This is a genomic window from Microcoleus vaginatus HSN003 (genome assembly GCF_022701255.1).
GTDB classification, from domain to species: Bacteria; Cyanobacteriota; Cyanobacteriia; order Cyanobacteriales; family Microcoleaceae; genus Microcoleus; species Microcoleus vaginatus_B.
In genome coordinates this window covers 3,234,222-3,254,628 of sequence record NZ_CP031705.1, presented here as the reverse complement: position 1 = coordinate 3,254,628, position 20,407 = coordinate 3,234,222, and the positions used below count along the sequence as shown (strand labels likewise).

Genomic DNA, 20,407 nt, shown 5'->3' with positions numbered 1-20,407 from the left:
GGGAAAATCTTAAGACTCTTGTGGGGTGGTGATTATGCCCGCCCCCAAGGTAAAAGTCCCACTGGTCGCAGCCGATAGACAAATTAGACCAATATCTTGCCAATTGGCAAGGAGTGTGATATCATAAAATGTTCTTAGAAATAGCGCAACACTAACTATTACTGCATGGCAACGAAGCCAACGATCGCATTTACTCACCTCGGCTGCGAAAAAAATCGCATCGATACCGAACACATGATTGGCTTGCTGGCTCAAGCGGGCTATCAAGTGGATTCTAATGAAGAATTAGCTGATTATGTTGTAGTCAATACTTGTAGTTTTATCCAAGCTGCGCGAGAAGAGTCAGTCCGCACCTTGGTAGAATTGGCAGAAGCTAATAAAAAAGTAGTCATCACCGGCTGCATGGCACAGCATTTTCAGCAGGAATTGCTGGACGAATTGCCCGAAGCAGTCGCAATTGTCGGCACCGGCGACTATCACAAAATCGTCAATGTTATGCAGCAGGTGGAAAAGGGCGATCGAGTTTCCCTCGTCTCCTCAGAACCTACTTACATCGCTGACGAAACTACTCCCCGCTACCGCACGACATCGGAAGGTGTCGCTTATCTGCGAATAGCAGAAGGCTGCGACTATCGCTGTGCATTTTGCATTATCCCGCACTTGCGCGGAAATCAACGATCGCGGACGATCGAATCTATCGTCGCCGAAGCTAAGCAATTAGCCTCCGAAGGGGTAAAGGAAATTATCTTAATTTCTCAAATTACCACCAACTACGGCAAAGATATTTATGGCGAACCGAAACTAGCTGAACTGCTTCGGGCTTTGGGTGAAGTAGATGTACCGTGGATTCGGATGCACTACGCCTATCCTACAGGTTTGACTCCGCAAGTTGTCGAGGCAATCCGCGAAACGCCCAACGTTTTGCCGTATTTGGATTTACCCCTGCAACACTCGCACCCGGAAATTCTGCGGGCGATGAATCGGCCTTTTCAAGCTGGGATCAATGATGCCATAGTCGATCGGCTCAAAGCAGCACTTCCCGGCGCCGTGATGCGAACAACTTTTATTGTTGGCTTCCCCGGCGAAACCGACGAACACGCAGCACACTTGCTGGAATTTGTCAAGCGCCATGAATTTGATCACGTAGGAGTTTTTGTATTTTCGCCAGAAGAAGGAACCCCAGCCTTCAGCTTGCCTCAGCAAATACCTGCAGAAATAATGGAAATGCGGCGAAATTCGGTAATGGCGGCACAACAACCTATATCATTGAAGAAGAATCAAGAGTCTGTTGGTCAGGTAGTTGATGTCCTGATAGAACAAGAACAACCAGAGACAGGCGAGTTGATTGGTAGATCCGCTCGGTTTTCCCCAGAAGTAGATGGACTCGTCTATGTGACAGGAGAAGCGCGACTGGGTTCGATCGTATCTGTGAAAATTACTGGTGCAGATGTCTACGACCTCTACGGTCAAGTGTAAGTGTTGCTGGAACTGTCGCCTGAGACGGTGCGGCGAACAAAAACCGGACACGAGCCAAAAATGATTAGCGGATTGTGCAACAAAAGTAACGGTTAGTACACAATTGTGCAAAGATATGTAGCAAAGGGGTTCTAAACTTTTTTAGCCCCTCTCTGGCAATCGACCCTCCCCGTCGGGGTGCGGTAATCTCTACAGAACATCGGAAAATTTTAACGAATTTAATGTTTTGTTTCTGAATGTAAAGAGTTATGATGGTAACAAGCCAGAAATAAGCGGGGATAATTTGAGATTGCTTCGCCGTCCGCCCTACACCACAACGGTATCCCGAAAGAGTGTTGAGATGGATAGGCGGTAACGGTCGCCCCATCCCCCGCTCAATCCCGCAGGCGACGGATTGCGGGATAGCGCCTGAACCAAACAACCTGTTACTACTATGTAGTGAAGTGGGGCTGGTCATGATCCTCACTATAAAATGCCTAAGAGGGAAAGCTTGCAAGTACCTCAAAGGAAGTCCAATGTCCTGTTTTAAGAATGTTGGAAGCCTATAACCCGACCCCTGGCGGTTGGTATCGGCGATGTCACAAAATCAAAGACGGCTGTCGAATTGGTAAATTTAGTCACCATCGACGGAGCTGCCCTATACTCGATTGCTATTTAAGAAGGTGCGCGCAGGCGCAGCACCATAAAGAACTCTTATGAGTTCCTGCCCTAGAGCAGAAATCCGCATCCGAGTTGGGCAACTTAGAAGGCTAAGACTCGTTATTAGGAGCATTAATGAATTTATTGTTTGAAGGCTTAGGTCTTTCGGAAGAACTCGTTCTCCATCTGGAAACACTAGGCTTTACAGAACCTACTCCCATCCAAGTACAAGCAATTCCGCACTTGCTAGCAGGTCGCGACGTTGTGGGCCAAGCCCAAACAGGGACAGGCAAAACGGCAGCATTCTCGTTGCCCATCTTGGAGCGGATTGATTTAGATGTAACTGCGGTGCAAGCACTGGTGCTGACGCCGACTCGCGAATTGGCGATGCAAGTAACTGAAGCCATCCGTGATTTGAGCGGCATCAGCAGCGACGGCCCGGTAAAAGTCGGTCGCTCTCTGCAAGTTCTGACAGTGTACGGCGGTCAATCGATCGATCGCCAAATGCAGCGTTTGAAACGCGGCGTTCACATCGTTGTGGGTACACCCGGACGCATATTGGATATGTTGAGTCGGGGCAGCCTGAAACTAGACAAGCTGAAGTGGCTGGTTTTGGATGAAGCTGACGAAATGCTCAGCATGGGCTTTATCCAAGATGTGGAAAAAATTCTGGATGCAGCACCAAAAGAGCGGCAAACAGCGTTTTTCTCGGCGACGATGGAAGCTACGATTCGCAAATTGGTGGCGAGACATTTACGCAACCCAGTCAACGTCACCGTAGAACAGCCAAAAGCAACGCCAAAGCGCATCAGCCAAGGCGTGTACATGATTCCCCGTGGCTGGTCGAAGGCAAGAGCCCTACAGCCAATTTTAGAAATGGAAGACCCGGAATCTGCACTGATTTTTGTGCGGACTCGGCAGTCGGCGGCAGAACTCACCAGCCAACTGCAAGCAGCCGGTCACAGCGTTGATGAGTATCACGGTAATTTGAATCAGGCACAGCGGGAACGCTTGCTGCATCGGTTCCGCCAATGTCAGGTGCGCTGGGTAGTGGCGACTGATATTGCGGCGCGGGGTTTGGACGTGGATCACTTGACTCACGTGATTAACTACGATTTGCCCGACAGTGTGGAAAGCTACGTTCACCGGATCGGACGCACGGGCCGGGCTGGTCGCGAAGGAACGGCAATTACGCTGATTCAACCGGTTGATCGCCGCAAACTGCGTTTGATTGAACGCCACGTTCGATCGAGCTTGACGGTGCGAAACATTCCGACACGGGCGCAAATTGAAGCTCGTCAGTTGGAAAAGATGCAGGGTAAAGTTCGCGAAGCTTTGGCTGGCGAACGGATGGCATCTTTCTTGCCTCTGGTATCTCAGTTATCCGAGGAGTACGACTCCCACGCGATCGCCGCTGCTGCTTTGCAAATGGCTTTCGATCAAAGCCGTCCTGCTTGGATGGGCGCGGATTACGCTCAACAAGAAGATCCCCCGATTGGTGGAGAAAACAGCGTCAAGCCAATCTTGATCAAGAAGCGGGCTAAGACTGGTGCACCGAGTAATTCTGTACCAGCGCCGACTTTTTCAGGAGCACCGAGTGCTCCTGTTCCCCAGAACAGCTAATTGGTAAGGTGCACAATGTGCACCTGATTTAGAACTTTTGTAGAGATGCGATCGATCGCATCTCTACTTTTTTTATGGGTGTGAGACTCTATGGGGAATAAAAATCACAAAAAAGCTCTTCGTTCGTTGAACAAGCGGATTGCAGAACATGAAGAAAAGATTAGACTGGAATATGAGAAGGATTTTCCCGATGAAGGCTTAATCCGCCATTGGGAAAGTGAAATTCGAGCTTTTGAGAAAGGAATTCAGCAAGCTTTAAAACGATTGGGTAAATAAAGATGCAAGTTAGAGATGGGACAATTTCTGTAACTAATTCTACACTGAGAACGTTAATTGATGAATTGGGTACTGAGTGTCAAAATGTGATTACTTTAATCCATCAGCTTCAGTTACCTGATTTGAGCGATCGACAAAAAGCTGAAATTTTAGCCGAGTTCCTGAGTGCTGCAATCCATCTCAACGTTCACTGCGGAGAGGACTTTCAGACGCTAGTTGCTGAGGAAATGACAAAATTGTCGGATGAGGATGAAGAGGATTAAGGAGACGCGGACGATCGTACATCAGGAAAAAGCCCTCCTGTCAACTCACCGAAGAACTAAAAAACCTCATAAATAAGGAATAAAGTCATTACTACAAACTTGTGAACCGGGACTTTTGCACTGTTGTTTAATATTTCAGTTTAGCTGCGTGCTCACAATAATTTTTTGCACGCGATCGCCCTTAATTTCCCAAATCAAATTAGAAGCCTTTTGGTCATTGCTGTAAGTCAAGCGAGTCACTCCACCCTGAACAGATTGCGACCCATAACCGTAAGTTTTAACGACTTTTTGGCTGTTATCTCCTACCTTCACACCATCAATTGTGACGAACTTGGGCTTGGTAGCAGAAATCAAATAAACTTTTCCCCCCCATGCAGCTACCGTCAATCCTGAGTATGTTAGCGTGCGAATCTTGCCCCCGATGCCAGGCCCAGCAGGTTTAGTTTCGTCGCGCTGCGGTTTTCCCAACTTGCGTTTTGCCTCTTCTACAGACATCCCCAACCGAACGCCGCCAATCCCCAGGCGCGAATAGTTCAGCGCCGCCGGCTTTTGTGTCGCGCTGAGCATTCTTTCTAGAGTCGCAACAGTTTGATTCATAGCAGGAACAGGGCGAACTAAAGCAGCAAATCCTAAGCTCGAAATTGCGAGATTCATCATGATGCCAGCGACGGCTGTTGTCACAAACATTTTTACCATTTTTTTATAGCTTTATTTGGCAATGTATTCGTGCGATCGCCCGCTCGATCCGGATCTATACTAATAATCCCGGATGAAGAGAATTCACTCCTACACAAGCAAAATCCGCCTGGGCGGACTAAAAAAGTAAGGATATTCATCCCCAAAAATATAACGCCTAGAAACCGGGTTTATGTAGGGGCAGTGCCAAGATATCTCGCCCTGACGGGTTTCTGAATACCAAACAAAGTTTTACGTTTAATTAGAGCGACTACTTAATAATTGGAATGGCTGTGATATCCTAACAAAAGCCATATCTGCATAAAATAAGTAATTTACATGACCGCAACAGATTCTACTAAACACCAAAAATCCAAGGCCCTCAAACCGGGTAGCCGCCGCCCCGCTAAAGAACTGTGCAGCGAGTGCGGTTTGTGCGATACATATTACATCCATTATGTCAAGGAATCTTGTGCTTTCTTAACACAGCATATCGCGGAATTAGAAGCAGAGATTCACGGGCGATCGCGCAATCTCGACAATCCCGACGATTGGTATTTCGGAGTCAGTCAAAATATGATGGCTGCTCGGAAAAAAGAGCCGATCGAGGGCGCTCAGTGGACGGGAATCGTCAGCACAATTGCCATTGAAATGCTCGAAAAAGGAATTGTAGAAGGCGTTGTTTGCGTCCAAAATACTAAGGAAGACCGCTTTCAGCCGATGCCGATTATTGCTAGAAATCGCGAAGAAATTCTGGCAGCAAAAGTTAACAAACCAACTCTCTCTCCCAATCTTTCAGTATTAGAACAAATCGAACAATCGGGGATGAAGCGACTGTTAGTAATTGGCGTCGGCTGTCAAATTCAAGCCTTGCGAACAGTCGAGAAAAAACTCGGTTTAGAAAAGCTCTACGTTTTGGGAACTCCCTGTGTCGATAATGTCAGCCGCGCGGGCTTGCAGAAATTCCTAGACACGACTAGCCGCTCTCCTGAAACAGTGGTTTCTTACGAGTTTATGCAAGACTTTAACGTTCACTTCAAACACGAAGATGGTTCGAGCGAGAAAGTGCCGTTTTTCGGACTCAATACTAAGGAATTGAAAGATGTTTTTGCTCCTTCTTGTTTGAGCTGTTTTGATTATGTGAATTCTTTAGCCGATTTAGTTGTGGGCTACATGGGCGCACCTTTTGGTTGGCAGTGGATTGTAGTGCGAAATGACACGGGGCAAGAGATGTTAGATTTGGTAACGGATCAGTTAAATACTCAGCCGGTGATGTCTCAGGGAAACAGAAAAGAGGCGGTTCAGCAAAGCATTCCGGCTTATGAAAAAGGAGTGACTTTGCCAATGTGGGCGGCGAAGTTAATGGGAGTGTTTATTGAGAGAATTGGGCCGAAGGGTTTGGAATATGCCCGTTTTTCAATTGATTCTCATTTCACTCGCAATTATCTGTACGTGAAGCGCAATTACCCGGAGAAATTAGAGGCTCATGTGCCGGAATATGCTAAGCGGATTGTGGGGCAGTATAAGTTACCAGATGTGTAAACTTGTAGGGTGCGTCAGTCAGGAGCTGTTGGATTATGGAAAAAATAACGCTAACTGACGCACCCTGCTACTCAAGGATAGCCAAAGATAGAAAACAAATGCACTTGGGAACAATCGAATTATGGAATCGCAGAACGTTAACTAGACTGGCTATTTTTAGTACGATCTTAATTAGTCTAATTAGTGGGATATGGTTGAGTATGATTGCAATGCCCGGGAAAAGCTACAGCGGGACAATTCCCCCTTTAACAGCACAGGAAATCTCGCTCCGAGATGCTTTACAGCGCGATGTGGAAAAGCTCTCTGGTGAAATCGGAGAGCGCAACTTTATACAATATCAAAAACTTGGAGAAGCTGCTGACTTTCTCGAAGCCTCATTTCAAACTGCTGGCTATAAAGTTGAACGACAAGGATATAAAATTGATGATAAATTTTATTATAACATAGAAGTGGAGATTCCCGGGGGAAAAAAGGCAGAGGAAATTGTTGTAATTGGGGCACATTATGATTCTGTGGTGGGTAGTCCAGGGGCAAATGATAACGCAACTGGGGCGGCGGGAGTTCTGGCTTTAGCGAGAATGTTTGCAGGTAAAAAGCCTGAAAAAACTGTGCGTTTTGTTGAGTTTGTGAATGAGGAACCGCCTTTTTTCTGGACTGCTGATATGGGGAGTTTGGTTTATGCGAAAAGATGCAGAGAGCGTAATGAAAAAATTGTTTCGATGCTCAGTTTAGAAACAATTGGTTATTACTCAGATGCCAAAAACAGTCAGAAATATCCAGCACCATTAAACCTGTTTTATCCTACCTCGGGAAATTTTATCGGATTTATTGGCAATACATCCTCAAGTAAATTGGTTAGAGAGGCGATCGCATCTTTCCGCCGCCATGCTGAATTTCCCTCGGAAGGTGCGGCAATTCCGGGTGGCATTCCTGGTGTGGGTTGGTCTGATCAATGGTCTTTTTGGCAACATGGTTATCCAGGGCTGATGGTGACAGATACTGCTCCCTATCGCTATCCTTACTATCACACGGCGCAAGATACACCCGATAAGGTTGACTGGGAACGGACGACGAAGGTGATAGCTGGATTGGAGAAAGTTGTGGCAGATTTGGTGGGAATTAATATTAATTAGTTGCGTAGGGTGCCCAGCGGGGAAATATCTCGCTGGGCATAGAATATCAGGCAAAATGACCCACCTAAAAATTAGTATAAGTTGCCTGAGTGAGGTGATTCAGAGAGTTTGTAATAGATGTTTTGCACGGACACGGTAAGGCAGTGTCTTTGTTGTATACAGTTGGGAAAATTAGAGGTAAAAGATTATGACACTTATAGTTGCACACAAACACATGAATTTACCAAAGTCGATCGCACTTACTTGTTGTGCGATCGTCCTAGCATCATGTGGAAATAGACCTTCCGAGTTAATTTCCAATTCGCAACCGGGAAACAATAGACCTTCCGCGTTAGTCTCTGAACCGCAACCGAAAAAAACTGGACCAACATTTGCTGATTGGTGTCGCAAAAAAGGTTCTTTGACTCCTGAAGCTAAACATACTGTTGAGGTGCTGTTGCAGAAAGCTGAGACTACTGACTGCGATGCGGCTAATCAAAAACTTTCGAGTTTCACGTCTCTCTTCCTCGACAACAATAAAATCAGCGACATCAAACCCCTAGAATCCTTGACTAACCTGACGGGGCTCGGTCTCAGCAACAATCCTATCAGCGACATCAAACCGCTAGAATCCTTGACTAACCTGACAACTCTCGTCCTCGAAAACACTCCTATCAGCGACATCAAACCGCTAGAATCCTTGACTAACCTGACTCTGCTCTTACTCGAAAACAATAAAATCAGCGACATCAAACCGCTAGAATCCTTGACTAAACTGACTCGGCTCTTACTCGTAAAAAATCCTATCAGCGACATTAAACCGCTAGAATCCTTGACTAACCTGACTGTGCTCCTCCTCGGCAAAAATAAAATCAGCGACATCAAACCGCTAGAATCCTTGACTAACCTGACTTATCTCAACCTCGACCACAATCAAATCAGCGACATCAAACCGCTAGAATCCTTGACTAACCTGAATGGGATCGAGCTCCGCAACAATCAAATCAGCGACATCAAACCGCTAGAATCCTTGACTAACCTGACAAATCTCACCCTCGACCACAATCAAATCAGCGACATCAAACCGCTAGAATCCTTGACTAACCTGACTTCGCTCAATCTCGCCAACAATCCAATCAGCGACATCAAACCGCTAGAATCCTTGACTAACCTGACAGGTCTCGTCCTCTACAACAATCAAATCAGCGACATCAAACTGCTAGAATCCTTGACTAACCTGACAAGTCTCGTCCTCGGCGACAATCAAATCAGCGACATCAAACCGCTCGAATCCTTGACTAACCTGACGGAGCTCGTCCTCGCCAACAATCAAATCAGCGACATCAAACCGCTAGAATCTTTGACTAAACTGACTGAAATCAGGCTCAGCGGAAATCCGATCGCTCCCAAAACTTGCCCTCTCAAACCAGAGTCTATCTGTAAGTGGCAACCACAAACTCAACCATAAAACTTTACAGTGACGCCCGATCGCACTTAAATATTTGAGTTGCGAATGATAAATTTGATATTCATTAGAAAAACCCGATCGCCCTTATTGACTAAAAGCGATCGCACACCAACATCCTCCTACAAATCAGCAGCGTGCTGCTTCAATTCATCCAAAGAAACGTATTCCAAAGTTAAGGCGTGAGTCGCAGCCAAAACCACAAGCGGCGCACATCCAGCATCCATTGCTTCCTTCCACCGAGACGCACACAAACACCAGCAATCCCCAGGCTTCAAACCGGGAAAGTTAAATTCGGGAACCGGAGTGCTCAAATCATTTCCGTTCGATTTAGTGAATTGCAAAAACTCTTCTGTCAGTTGAGCACAAACGGTGTGAGCCCCAAAGTCGCCACCACCTGTATTGCATTTGCCGTCCCGATAATATCCTGTCATGGGCGAAGTGCAGCAAGTCTCTAATTTTCCGCCCAGCACATTTGTAGCTTCCGTCACCATCGCAACTCCTGAGTAAAACACTTGGATCTAATTTTACACAAATCGTTGTTTATATATTTTTTTCCATGACAAAGTTGATGAATTGTTGTCCTCGCCGTTCTACTTCTTGTTTTCTAATCACAATAAATCCCTGGCTTTCAAAAAAAGGTCGAGCTGTAATGCTGGCTTCGGTAAATAACTTGTTAATTCCTAAGTCTTGGGCTTTTGACTCAATTTGTTTTAAAATTAGCCTGCCAACTCCTTGCCTTTGAAAATCTTGATGACAGTAAAAGCGATCGATATGGCCGCTTGCTTCTAATTCCCCAAAACCTGCAATTTGATCGCCCTCTTCTGCTACGAAAGTAAATTTACTGCTTAAACTTTTAGTCCAACTTTCGATATCCATATCTGCTGGTGCCCAAGCATCTACTTGTGCTTGTGTGTAATCGCGGATGTTTACTTCGTGTACGGTGTCGTAAAACAGTTTTACAATTTGTTGGGTATCACCGATTTCGTAGGTTCGTACTCTCATAAATTATCTCACTGCGATCGCTTCTTTAATATTAATTTGGGATTTTTAACCGCTTCGGAACGATGATGGATGTTGGCTTTTACCATTTTGTCTGATTTCTGGCAGGGCGATCGACCCAAAATTTCTCGCCCACCCCTTGACAAACTCTATTACTCTATGTTAATGAAGCAGAAGCAAACCTCACTCGAATTAACACTACATAAATCCAGCAGCTTAACGAATCAGGATTTAAACTTATGACAGAAATTGGGCCCGATCCAAACCGACCTTATCCGATGGCAGACTGGCGGCGCGTATGCTTCATCAAAAACTTTATTAAATCCCCCAACATTATCGTCGGTGATTACTCATATTACGACGATCCAATAGATCCAGAAAACTTTGAAAGAAATGTACTTTATAACTACGGAAACGATCGATTAATTATTGGCAAATTTTGTGCGATCGCCACCAACGTCAAATTCATAATGAACGGTGCAAATCACAAAATAGACGGCATTTCAACTTATCCTTTTCCTGTTTTTGGGAAAGGTTGGGAAACAGCCATGAATTTATTAATGGAACTGCCAAGTAAAGGCGATACCGTCATTGGCAATGATGTTTGGATCGGCTATGAATCCCTGATTATGCCCGGAGTCAAAATCGGCGACGGTGCCGTCATTGCCGCCAAATCCGTTGTAGTAAAAGACATTCCCGCTTACACCGTTGTGGGTGGAAATCCCGCCCATCCAATCAAACAGCGTTTTAGCGATGCTGAAATTGCACAACTCTTAGAAATTCGGTGGTGGGATTGGGAAATCGACAAGATTTCGCGCAATGTCAGCATCATTATGCAAAGCGATATTCAAGCACTCAGCAATGCTGAGTAAACTCCCAAATACAGCGATTTTTAATTAACAAACTGGAGGTTTCAAAATCTTGAAAATTGCGTACTTAATCCTCTGTATTCTAGGCACTGCTTTGCCCTACTCCCAGCTTGTCCCGTTTCTCTTAGAAGAAGGGTTGAATATTAACGCTTTCTTCAGGGACTTGTTTGCAAATCAAATTTCCGGTTTTTTCGGCATGGATGTAATAGTGTCCTCCCTGGTTTTTGGTACTTTTGTATTTAGCGAAGGTTCGCGTCTAAAAATGAAAAATTTGTGGATTTATATTGCCAGTAACTTACTGGTGGGTGTTTCCCTGGGTTTGCCTTTATTTCTTCTAATGCGGCAGCGCCAACTTGAAGAAACACCTTGAGAGTTTTGTAGTTATTGGGTTTGGCTTCCGCTAAACCCAACCTACACAATCTAAAAACCCAACATCAGCGTCAATCTGCGTGCATCTGCGGTTAAAAATCCTCCGATTCTTGCAAAAAATCTACTCTTTAATTCAAAACTCAGCGAAGAACAAGGAGCACCCCTACGCCAAGAGGCACTGCCCCTACAACTTACTTAGCTGGGCCCACAGCCTCGATCGCATCCTCAAGAGCGATCGATACATGAGTCCAATGAGTCCCCCCCTGACAAAAAGCCACGTAAGGCTCCCGGAGAGGCCCGTCAGCCGAAAACTCCGACGTACTCCCATCAATAAAAGTACCCCCAGCCATCACCAACTGACTCTCGTACCCGTGCATCGGAGCCGGCACGGGATCTAAATAGGAACCGACGGGGGAATTTTGCTGAACCGCCCGACAAAAAGCAATTAACTTATCAGCAGAACCGAATTCGATCGCCTGAATCACATCTCGTCTTCTAGCCAAAGGCATAGGATTCACTCGATAACCCAACTTATAAAAAACATAAGCCGTTAAATGATTTCCTTTGATCGCCTCTCCCACCAACCCGGGAGCCAAAAAAAGACCCTGAAACAGCAAGCGATTCAAGTCAAAAGTAGCGCCCCCACTGCTGCCAATTCCCGGTGCCGTCAAGCGACAAGTTGCCGCCTCCACCAAATCAGCCCTGCCGGCAACGTAACCCCCAGCAGGGACGATCGTACCCCCCGGATTTTTGATTAAAGAACCAGCCATCAGATCCGCACCCACAGCAGTAGGTTCGCAATCCTCGACAAACTCCCCGTAACAATTATCAACAAAGCAAATTGTGTTAGGATTCTGATGTTTGACTACGGCGACGATTTTTTCAATCTCAGAAATAGACAAACTGCACCGCCAAGAATAGCCGCAAGAGCGCTGGATAAAAACCAGGCGAGTCTTTGCTGAAATAGTAGAGCTCAATGCCTGCCAATCCAAACTTCCTTCGCGAGTTAGAGGCAACTCACGGTAACTAATGCCAAACTCAAGCAGTGAACCTTGACCTTGCCCCCGCAAGCCGATCACTTCTTCTAAAGTATCGTAGGGAGAACCAGCCACTGCCAACATTTCATCACCAGGACGCAGGATGCCAAAAAGAGCACAGGCGATCGCGTGAGTACCCGAAACAAACTGTACCCGGACAGCCGCCGCCTCTGCCCCTACCACTTCGGCAAATAACCCGTCCAAAGTCTCTCGACCCAAATCATCGTGGCCGTAACCCGTAACCCCTGCAAAATGGTGGACTCCAACCCGGTGGCTGCGAAAAGCTTTTAAGACTCGTTGAAGATTTTGCTTGACTGTAGTGTCAATACCAGAAAAAATCTGAAAGAGTGCCTGTTCTGCTTCCTGTAGCCGTGAAACGCTATTCATCTATACCTCGCTCACCAGTTGCGTGCGCGCTGTTCATTATGGCGTAGATGCGGCCCCTAGTTTGTAAACATAATATATTCATGACGATTGCAACTTCCAAAAAAACTTCTCCTGATTGGCCTGTCGTAGGCTTTATGGCCTTTCTGCACATCGGTGCTTTATTTGCTTTGCTGCCTGGTAACTTTAGCTGGTCTGCGGTTGGGCTAGCAGTCTTTCTGCATTGGGTAACAGGTGGTTTAGGAATTACTCTGGGATATCACCGCCTAGTCACCCACCGCAGTTTTCAAACACCGAAATGGCTAGAGTATTTTCTAGTTATTTGCGGTACTCTTTCCTGTGAAGGTGGCCCGATCGACTGGGTAGGAATGCACCGGTTACACCACATACATTCCGACACCGAAACCGATCCCCACGATTCCAATCAAGGCTTCTGGTGGAGCCACATGGGCTGGATGCTCTCGGATCTGCCCATCAGAGTGGAAATCCCTCGCTTTACTAAAGACATCAGCGACGACCCAGTATACAAGTTTCTCCAAGCATATTTTATCCCCATCCAAGTTGTCTTCGGTGTGTTGCTTTATTTATTAGGCGGCTGGTCTTTCGTGGTTTGGGGCGTATTTATGCGGATCGTGGTGGTGTTCCACTGCACTTGGCTGGTTAACAGCGCTACCCACAAATTTGGCTACCGCACCTACGAGTCGGGCGATGGATCGACGAACTGCTGGTGGGTTGCCCTGCTCACCTACGGTGAAGGCTGGCACAACAACCACCACGCCTTTCAATACTCAGCTCGCCACGGTCTTCAATGGTGGGAAATCGACTTCACCTGGATGACAATTCAACTGCTGCAAGCACTTGGTTTGGCAACCAAAGTGAAATTAGCCGAAAAATAGCGATCGGCAATTAGTCATTGGTTGTAGGTCATCAGTTCTGGACTAATGGCTCGTGACCAATGTCTAATCCTGTTTTTTGCGATCGCATACAGGTTGGGTTGAAGTAACCTCGCATCCTCTGGTGCGATCGACCCAACCAAAACCCGAATCAGTTATAATAGATTTGGGAAGAGAAAATTTTGTTTAGCATCCAAATTTTTTATTGTCAAGACAAAACGGTAAAAATTTTCAATCCTAATCCAAAATCTATCATTCATTATTTATTAGTTTGGGCAAGAGTGCAGCAAAAAAGTTCACTGTTCAATCCAAACTATTATGCGTGAATTCAGCTCGGGATCTCATCAGAAATCAAAAAGAGAATGACAATTGCAACGCCAGAAAAACTCCAATACAATTGGAAGCACGTTATTAGTTTAGCAGGACTTCATATCGGCGCTTTGTTCGCACTGCTACCCAGTAACTTCAATTGGACGGCAGTTGGTTTAACAGTATTCATGCACTGGATAACCGGCGGTTTGGGAATAACTCTCGGATGGCATCGTATGCTCACCCACCGCAGTTTTCAGACACCAAAATTCGTAGAATACTTTCTAGCATTTTGTGGAGCCCTTGCCTGTCAAGGAGGAATAATTGATTGGGTTGGGCTGCACCGATTGCACCACACCCACTCTGACCAAAATGCGCTCGACCCTCACAATGCCCAAAAGGGTTTTTGGTGGAGTCACATCGGCTGGATGCTATATAAAGGTCCAGCTCACGCTGAAATTTCCCGCTGCACAAAAGACATTTCGAGCGATCCATTTTACCAATTTTTGCAAAACTACTTTCTCCCGATGCAAATCGTCTTTGGCGTCTTGCTTTACTTAGCAGCAGGCTGGCCGTTTGTAGTGTGGGTAATTTTTGTACGCTTAGTTTTGGTGTATCACTGCACCTGGTTTGTTAACAGCGCCACTCACAAATTTGGCTACCGCACCTACGAAACAAACGATAGTTCTACTAACTGTTGGTGGGTGGCTGTCCTGACTTACGGTGAAGGCTGGCACAACAACCACCATGCTTATCAATACTCTGCGCGTCACGGGATGGAAAAGTGGGAAATTGACTTCACTTGGATGACTATTCAAGTTTTGGAAGCACTAGGCTTGGCTACTAAGGTGAAATTACCAGCAGCAAAATAGCAGCAATTGGGTCCTAGAGGCAGAACGTCTGTAGGCTGTCAACTGCGTACCTTACCGCCTCAGAAACCCGGTTTCTTTAAGAAACCGGGTTTTTTGGTGAGTAATAACCAATGACCAATGACCAATGACCAATGACTAATGAGCCCGTTTTTGCTCGCCTCGACCACGCAAATATTCCGCTAAAAACGCCAATCCTCCCGAACCTACTATCAACAGCACGCTCAAAGCATTAATATCAGGTTTTACTCCAGTCCGAATCCGGCTAAAAATTTCCATCGGCAGAGTTGTAGTCCCGCTACCTGCGGTAAAACTCGCAATCAAAAAATCGTCCATGCTGAGGACAAAAGACAGCAGACAACCTGAAACAATTCCGGGTATTAATTGAGGGAGCAAAACCTGAATAAAAGCTTCAACAGGCGTTGCACCCAAATCCAAGGCAGCCTCTTCTAAATACGGGTTTAAATCGGCCAATCTAGTAGAAACAGCTAGGGCGATGTAAGCCAGACAAAACACAATGTGAGCGGCGACAATTGTCCACAAACTCAGAGGAATAGCCAGGGCCGCTAAAAATACCAGAGTAGCAACTGCGGTCGCAATATCTGGAATAATAATCGGCAAGTAGGAAACTCCCTGATATAAATTCTTGCCAGGAAAGCGGTAGCGGGCTAAACCAACGGCCATCAAAGTGCCGAGTACCGCCGAGATTGCAACTGCACAAACAGCCACTGTTAAACTGTTTCTCAGGGCAATTAAAATCCGCGTATCGCTAAATAATTTAACGTACCAATCTAAAGTAAATCCTTCCCAGCCGGCGCTAAAACGCGATTTGTTAAAGCTGTAAAATGTGAGTACCAGGATGGGCAGGTACATATAAAAAAACATCACAACGGCAAATATCACCTGCCAAGAAATCTTAAATTTAGGTTTTAAGTACATATCGGCTTGTATTTCCTCCTGTGGATTTTCGGCTGTCTTTTCCATTTCTCGGTAATCGGTAATTGGTAATTGTTAATTGGTTAGGATTGTTTTCTTCCTTCTTCCTTCTTCCTTCTTCCTTCTTCCTTCTTCCTTCTTCCTTCTTCCTTCTTCCTTCTTCCTTCAACATCCTAAACTGCATTACGATCGCCATATTTGAGCAAAAGGGCAATTCCGATACTCACTGCAAAGATTAATACCATACTCAGAGCCGAACCCAGCCCCCAATTTTGAGTCGCCCCCAAAAACTGATTGTAAATCAAACGAGCTGCCGTCATACTCGAAGCTCCACCGAGCAACTCGGGATCGACAAAATCGCCCAAACTGCTAATAAATACTAGCAAAGAACCCGCAGCAATTCCCGGCATGGTCTGAGGTACTGTCACTTTCCAGAAAGTTTCCACTGGATTCGCGCCCAAATCCTGAGATGCTTCTAGCAACCTGCGGTCTAACTTTTCCAAAGAAGCGTAGAGAATGGTCACTATATAAGGCAAATAACTGTAAGCCATGCCGATTAAAACTGCGGAACTTTGATTAAGCAATTCCAGAGGAGGAATGCCTACAAGTGCCAGCAGCGAGTTGAGAACCCCCGTAGGACGCAGAATTGTAATCCAAGCATACGATCGCAACAGCGAAGAAGTCCACAGCGGCAACACAAACCCTAACAAAGTTAAATTCCGCCACTTTTTCGAGACATTGAGGGCGATCCAGTAAGCGACGGGAAATCCCAGCAGCAAACACAGAATAGTAGTCCCCGTTGCGAAATAGAGCGATCGACCAATCACCTGTAAATTCAGTGGCTCAAACACTCGCAGGTAATTGCCGATTCCCGAAGGATTCACCAAATCTCCCGGCTTAATATTCGGCACCAAACTAAGCTGAAAAATCACCAAAGTTGGTATGACTAATAATAAAAGCAGCAACAAGCCAGAAGGGCCCAGCAAGGCCAGTGGCCCAGCCCACGCCGACCACGGGGAAACCGTTTCAGCCTTCAAAGAAGAATTGGGAGGAATAGGAGGGGGAGTTCTAGTTGAAACAGCCATAGATCAATTTTTTTGAGTTTTTAACCGCTGATGAATGCGGATTAACGCGGATATAATACGGATAGAGTCGGCGATCGGCTGTGCGGGGGCGAGCTTGTGTAAATAGTGGGTTATAATTAGAGATTGCCTGTAAAACCCGCCCTCGGTTTGATGATTAGCCGCTGGTTAATTTAGTCCAATAGCGATCGTACACTTCCATAAATTTCCCTACCGGAGCCACACCTTCGCACTTTTTCAAAACAGATGCCGGAGGGAAAAGAATGTCGTTTTGGCGGACTTCCGGCGGCAACAAAGTAAAAGCATCTTCCAAAGGAGTTGAAAAACTGAGTCGCTCTACTAAAGAAGCAGCGACATCGGGTTGCAGCATAAAGTTAATCCATTGATAAGCTGCTTCGGGATTGGGAGCACCTTTAGGAATTACTAAAGTGTCAGTCCACAGAGAAGAACCGCTTTTGGGGACGACATACTTCAATTTATCGTTATCTGAAATTACTTCATTAGCATCAGAAGAATAACACATAGCTACCTTCAAATCCCCCGTCAGCATTTGAGGTCGCCAAGCATCAGTAGTAAAAGATGCGATCGCCGGTTTGAGTTCCACCAACTTTTCGTAAGCTTGTTTCACGTGCTCTGCGTTGGTAGAATTCAGAGAATAGCCCAGCATCCGCAACGCAGCGCCCATGACTTCTCGAACATCACTAGCCAGGGTCATTCGCCTTGCTAACTCCTGTTTGTGCTCCCACAAATAGTTCCAATCTTCAGGAGCTTCTTTGAGTTGTTCGCTGTTGTAAATCAAGCCGGTGGTTCCCCAACTCAAAGGCACGCTGTAGCGGTTCCCTGGGTCATATACAGGGTTTTGGAACTGTTTTCTGAGCCGATCGATCCCGCCCAAAATCGACTGGTCTAATGGGATCAACAGCCCGAGTTCCGTCATTTGAACCACCATGTAGTCAGACGGGTAAATGATGCTGTAGGCGCGGCCGCCCCCGGCTTGAACTCTCGCCAGCATCTCTTCGTTGGAACTAAACACGTCGGCCACTACGCGAATGCCGGTTTTTTCGGCAAAGCGATCGAGCAAAGCTTCATCGGTATAGCCTGCCCAAGTATAGATAAAAAGTTGGTCTGCCGAACCTTTGACGGGAGGAGCAGATTGTACGTCTGCAAGTCGCCAGCCACAACTCGAAACAGCTAACCCGGAAATTGCCGCCGCCGAATTTTTTAGGAACTGACGGCGTGTAGAATTAGCCGGGAAAATCCTGGAAATTGGTAAGTTAGTCGGAGGCACAGTTAGATTTTAGATTTTAGATTTTAGATTTTAGATTGGGGAATTGGGGATTGGGAAATTCGATTTTAGATTTGAGAATTTGTAATAAGGAATAATTGGTAATGGGGAAATTCTCCCATTCTCCCCCTCTTCCTTCTTCCTTCTTCTTTTTTCCTTCTTCCTTTTTCCTTTTTCCTTCTTCCTTCTTCCTTCGTTTCCCAATTATCCTCGATCGGTCAAAGCGAGACAATCAGTAGTTCCCCAATAAGCGTAAATCGGCGTGTGCGGGTCTGGGAAAGAGCCGCCGGTATTTGGCTGGCGCACCGTAATTTTATCGCCCGACGCCAACTCAACCACGTAATGAACGTGCGTCCCCATATACATAGTATTTTTGAGCCGCCCTTCAAAACAGTTGACCGACACTTCCGGCTGGTAGAGATTCAAATATACTTTTTCGGGCCGAACGCTGACCACAACCGAGTCGCCTGTGACACCACTCCACATATCCGACTGCTGAACGACTATTTTCAGATTGGCTGAGGTGCGAACTGTGATAGTCGATCGGTCGATCGATTCTACCGTACCCGCAAACAAATTCGTATCGCCAATAAAATCGGCCACAAAAGCCGTCTGCGGGCACTCATAAATTTCTTCCGGAGAGCCAATTTGCTCAATCCTCCCCTCGTGCATCACCGCAATCCGGTCAGACAGACTCATCGCCTCTTCTTGGTCGTGAGTCACCATCACAAAAGTCAAACCCAATTCTTGATGCAAATTCGACAGTTCCAACTGCATCTGCTTCCGCAACTTCAAATCCAGAGCACCGAGGGGTTCGTCCAGCAGCAAAACCGCCGGTCGATTTACCAGAGCTCTCGCCAAAGCCACCCGCTGCTGCTGGCCGCCCGACATTTGACCGGGAAACCTGTTGGCGAAAGATTCCATTTTCACCAATTGCAAAACTTCCCGTACCCGTTCTTCAATTTCCGCTTTCCCCAGCTTTTTGATCCGCAATCCAAAAGCGATGTTATCCCAGACATTCATGTGTCCGAACAAAGCATAGCTTTGAAACACAGTATTTACCGGACGGCGGTAAGCTGGAGTGTTGGTCATCGACTGGCCACGAATCATCAATTCGCCCGCCGAGGGAGTCTCGAAGCCAGCGATTAAGCGCAGCGTCGTAGTCTTGCCGCAGCCGCTAGGCCCGAGGATGCTAAAAAATTCTCCTTGGCGGATGTTGAGGTCAACTCCACGGACTGCGGTTTCGCCGTTAAATACCTTAAAGACCTTGCGGAGTTCAACGTCAAGCGCTGTATCCGTTGCTGTCGTACCTTGGTTGAGTGCTGTCTGAAACATATTCGCCCTTTCCTGGGGGTAATGCACGCCACTTAAATACAGTTTAAGTTTAGACTTTTCTGTATTTTAGGTGAGGAATGTTGGATGTAACAGGTTTTGGGATTTGTTCTTTAAATTCTATCCCAGAGGGCACCATTGTCAGCAACAGGCTTTCGGGCCTGTTCCACAAGAAAATTCACTCTTTGTGGAACAGGCCCGAAAGCCTGTTCATAAAAGGCTTATTGAGAATGGTGCAACATCTCACTCAGATCGAACGGCCATCTATTGATTCTCAGGACTTGGCGTGGGAGAGGGTTTTTGCGGTTTCTCTGCTTTGGGTGGTTCTGCTTTTTTCCACTCTGACAAAGGTCGCTGGAGGGCATTTTTAAAGTCAAAAGGCACTAGCAGCACGGGCAAATTTTCGGCTGAATTTTGAGGGGGCGCTTCCGGCGGATTGGCTTGAGCGTACAAGAAGCGGCCGCTAAAGTCTGTTTTGCCTAAAACTAGGCGGTGAGTTTCTTGGTTGTCCAGTTTTACTGTGACTGTAGCTTGGGGTTGGTCGAGACCGAATTCTGGCAGTTGAGCAGCAGTAGTATTAATCGTGCGATCGCTCTTTCCTGTTGCCAGCCTGTCTAGCAAAAAATCCACCGATGCCTGACTCGCGTGTGCTTGCACTGGCAATTTCATTTCCCAGCTAGACTTGCCTCCTTTTGTCGCATAAACTCGTTCAAAAGTCAAGATTTTTTCGGGAGTTTTGACTGTAAAGAATTGTATGCGATCGGAGTTAAAAGCAAAAATTTTCTGTTTTTCTTCCTTAGCGGCTTCCTGTTTCGGAGACACTTGCATCTCGAACAAAGCAACCAGCCCAGTCATGCTCAACGCGACGGCTATCAATACTAAGGTATTTTTCTGCAATTTCATAATAACTGAGAATTGGGCATTGGGCATTGGGCATTGGGCATTGGGCATTGGGCATTGTTGACTGTT

General features: G+C 46.3%; 23 protein-coding genes. 11 read left to right on the top strand and 12 right to left on the bottom strand.

Annotation, left to right across the window (positions count from 1 at the left end):
- The first annotated feature begins 165 nt into the window (after positions 1–165).
- The 4 genes from rimO to D0A37_RS14085 all read left to right on the top strand — a co-directional run bounded on the left by rimO (position 166) and on the right by D0A37_RS14085 (position 4,277).
- On the top strand, positions 166–1,476 hold the full coding sequence (rimO, locus tag D0A37_RS14100; RefSeq protein WP_006633596.1) for a 30S ribosomal protein S12 methylthiotransferase RimO: 1,311 nt from the start codon (positions 166–168) through the stop codon (positions 1,474–1,476).
- Between the two features lie 774 nt (positions 1,477–2,250).
- Complete coding sequence (locus D0A37_RS14095; RefSeq protein ID WP_242725048.1) at positions 2,251–3,738, top strand: DEAD/DEAH box helicase; 1,488 nt, start codon at positions 2,251–2,253, stop codon at positions 3,736–3,738.
- Positions 3,739–3,828: 90 nt separating this feature from the next.
- Complete coding sequence (locus tag D0A37_RS14090) at positions 3,829–4,014, top strand: hypothetical protein (protein WP_242725046.1); 186 nt, start codon at positions 3,829–3,831, stop codon at positions 4,012–4,014.
- Positions 4,015–4,016: 2 nt separating this feature from the next.
- Positions 4,017–4,277, top strand: a complete 261-nt coding sequence (locus D0A37_RS14085) for a hypothetical protein (protein ID WP_242725044.1) — start codon at positions 4,017–4,019, stop codon at positions 4,275–4,277.
- Positions 4,278–4,412: 135 nt separating this feature from the next.
- Here the strand turns inward: D0A37_RS14085 and D0A37_RS14080 are convergent, their stop codons facing one another.
- Positions 4,413–4,973, bottom strand: coding sequence for a hypothetical protein (locus D0A37_RS14080; RefSeq protein WP_242725042.1), 561 nt, complete (start codon positions 4,971–4,973; stop codon positions 4,413–4,415).
- A 318-nt stretch (positions 4,974–5,291) separates the two neighbouring features.
- Here D0A37_RS14080 and D0A37_RS14075 point away from each other — a divergent pair, with 318 nt between their 5' ends.
- From D0A37_RS14075 to D0A37_RS14065, 3 genes are all read left to right on the top strand, one after another.
- Positions 5,292–6,494: a Coenzyme F420 hydrogenase/dehydrogenase, beta subunit C-terminal domain gene (locus D0A37_RS14075; protein WP_242725040.1), complete on the top strand. Its 1,203-nt coding sequence runs from the start codon at positions 5,292–5,294 to the stop codon at positions 6,492–6,494.
- 98 nt (positions 6,495–6,592) lie between these two features.
- Positions 6,593–7,627, top strand: coding sequence for a M28 family peptidase (locus D0A37_RS14070; protein ID WP_242725038.1), 1,035 nt, complete (start codon positions 6,593–6,595; stop codon positions 7,625–7,627).
- 187 nt (positions 7,628–7,814) lie between these two features.
- On the top strand, positions 7,815–9,074 hold the full coding sequence (locus D0A37_RS14065) for a leucine-rich repeat domain-containing protein (RefSeq protein ID WP_242725035.1): 1,260 nt from the start codon (positions 7,815–7,817) through the stop codon (positions 9,072–9,074).
- Positions 9,075–9,193: 119 nt separating this feature from the next.
- Here the strand turns inward: D0A37_RS14065 and D0A37_RS14060 are convergent, their stop codons facing one another.
- From D0A37_RS14060 to D0A37_RS29030, 3 genes are read right to left on the bottom strand one after another with little or no spacing between them, the layout of a single operon-like run.
- Positions 9,194–9,565 (bottom strand): DUF2237 family protein, encoded by a 372-nt coding sequence (locus D0A37_RS14060; RefSeq protein WP_242725530.1) that lies wholly within the window; start codon positions 9,563–9,565, stop codon positions 9,194–9,196.
- A gap of 49 nt (positions 9,566–9,614) precedes the next feature.
- A complete protein-coding gene (locus tag D0A37_RS14055) occupies positions 9,615–10,076 on the bottom strand; it encodes a GNAT family N-acetyltransferase (RefSeq protein WP_242725033.1) in 462 nt (153 codons plus the stop codon).
- An 8-nt stretch (positions 10,077–10,084) separates the two neighbouring features.
- Positions 10,085–10,219, bottom strand: coding sequence for a hypothetical protein (locus D0A37_RS29030; RefSeq protein WP_278187203.1), 135 nt, complete (start codon positions 10,217–10,219; stop codon positions 10,085–10,087).
- Positions 10,220–10,312: 93 nt separating this feature from the next.
- Between D0A37_RS29030 and D0A37_RS14050 the strand changes: the two genes are divergently transcribed.
- Both D0A37_RS14050 and D0A37_RS14045 read left to right on the top strand, forming a co-directional pair.
- Positions 10,313–10,945 carry a Vat family streptogramin A O-acetyltransferase gene (locus D0A37_RS14050; RefSeq protein WP_278187202.1) on the top strand — a complete coding sequence of 211 codons (633 nt, stop codon included), beginning with the start codon at positions 10,313–10,315 and terminating at the stop codon, positions 10,943–10,945.
- A gap of 49 nt (positions 10,946–10,994) precedes the next feature.
- The gene (locus tag D0A37_RS14045; RefSeq protein ID WP_242725029.1) at positions 10,995–11,312 is read left to right on the top strand and encodes a DUF2834 domain-containing protein; all 318 of its coding nucleotides are present in this window, start codon (positions 10,995–10,997) and stop codon (positions 11,310–11,312) included.
- 190 nt (positions 11,313–11,502) lie between these two features.
- Here the strand turns inward: D0A37_RS14045 and D0A37_RS14040 are convergent, their stop codons facing one another.
- Positions 11,503–12,735, bottom strand: coding sequence for a methionine gamma-lyase family protein (locus D0A37_RS14040; protein ID WP_242725026.1), 1,233 nt, complete (start codon positions 12,733–12,735; stop codon positions 11,503–11,505).
- A gap of 80 nt (positions 12,736–12,815) precedes the next feature.
- On the opposite strand from D0A37_RS14040, the gene D0A37_RS14035 reads away from it, so the two are divergent.
- Positions 12,816–13,628 (top strand): acyl-CoA desaturase, encoded by an 813-nt coding sequence (locus tag D0A37_RS14035; protein WP_242725023.1) that lies wholly within the window; start codon positions 12,816–12,818, stop codon positions 13,626–13,628.
- Positions 13,629–13,987: 359 nt separating this feature from the next.
- Positions 13,988–14,806 (top strand): acyl-CoA desaturase, encoded by an 819-nt coding sequence (locus D0A37_RS14030; RefSeq protein WP_242725020.1) that lies wholly within the window; start codon positions 13,988–13,990, stop codon positions 14,804–14,806.
- A gap of 135 nt (positions 14,807–14,941) precedes the next feature.
- Here D0A37_RS14030 and D0A37_RS14025 read toward each other — a convergent pair whose 3' ends face one another.
- The 7 genes from D0A37_RS14025 to D0A37_RS13995 form a co-directional block, all read right to left on the bottom strand.
- Positions 14,942–15,742 (bottom strand): ABC transporter permease, encoded by an 801-nt coding sequence (locus D0A37_RS14025; RefSeq protein WP_445242530.1) that lies wholly within the window; start codon positions 15,740–15,742, stop codon positions 14,942–14,944.
- Positions 15,726–15,923 carry a hypothetical protein gene (locus D0A37_RS14020; RefSeq protein ID WP_242725015.1) on the bottom strand — a complete coding sequence of 66 codons (198 nt, stop codon included), beginning with the start codon at positions 15,921–15,923 and terminating at the stop codon, positions 15,726–15,728. Before D0A37_RS14020 ends, D0A37_RS14025 begins: the two co-directional genes overlap by 17 nt.
- Positions 15,913–16,824 carry an ABC transporter permease gene (locus tag D0A37_RS14015; protein WP_242725013.1) on the bottom strand — a complete coding sequence of 304 codons (912 nt, stop codon included), beginning with the start codon at positions 16,822–16,824 and terminating at the stop codon, positions 15,913–15,915. Before D0A37_RS14015 ends, D0A37_RS14020 begins: the two co-directional genes overlap by 11 nt.
- Before the next feature lie 154 nt (positions 16,825–16,978).
- Positions 16,979–18,109 (bottom strand): ABC transporter substrate-binding protein, encoded by a 1,131-nt coding sequence (locus D0A37_RS14010; RefSeq protein ID WP_242725011.1) that lies wholly within the window; start codon positions 18,107–18,109, stop codon positions 16,979–16,981.
- A 16-nt stretch (positions 18,110–18,125) separates the two neighbouring features.
- Positions 18,126–18,338 (bottom strand): hypothetical protein, encoded by a 213-nt coding sequence (locus D0A37_RS14005; RefSeq protein ID WP_242725009.1) that lies wholly within the window; start codon positions 18,336–18,338, stop codon positions 18,126–18,128.
- Positions 18,311–19,441 carry an ABC transporter ATP-binding protein gene (locus D0A37_RS14000; RefSeq protein WP_242725007.1) on the bottom strand — a complete coding sequence of 377 codons (1,131 nt, stop codon included), beginning with the start codon at positions 19,439–19,441 and terminating at the stop codon, positions 18,311–18,313. The genes D0A37_RS14005 and D0A37_RS14000 overlap by 28 nt, the downstream gene beginning before the upstream one ends.
- A 261-nt stretch (positions 19,442–19,702) precedes the next feature.
- Positions 19,703–20,368, bottom strand: a complete 666-nt coding sequence (locus D0A37_RS13995; RefSeq protein ID WP_242725005.1) for a DUF4340 domain-containing protein — start codon at positions 20,366–20,368, stop codon at positions 19,703–19,705.
- Positions 20,369–20,407 lie beyond the last annotated feature (39 nt).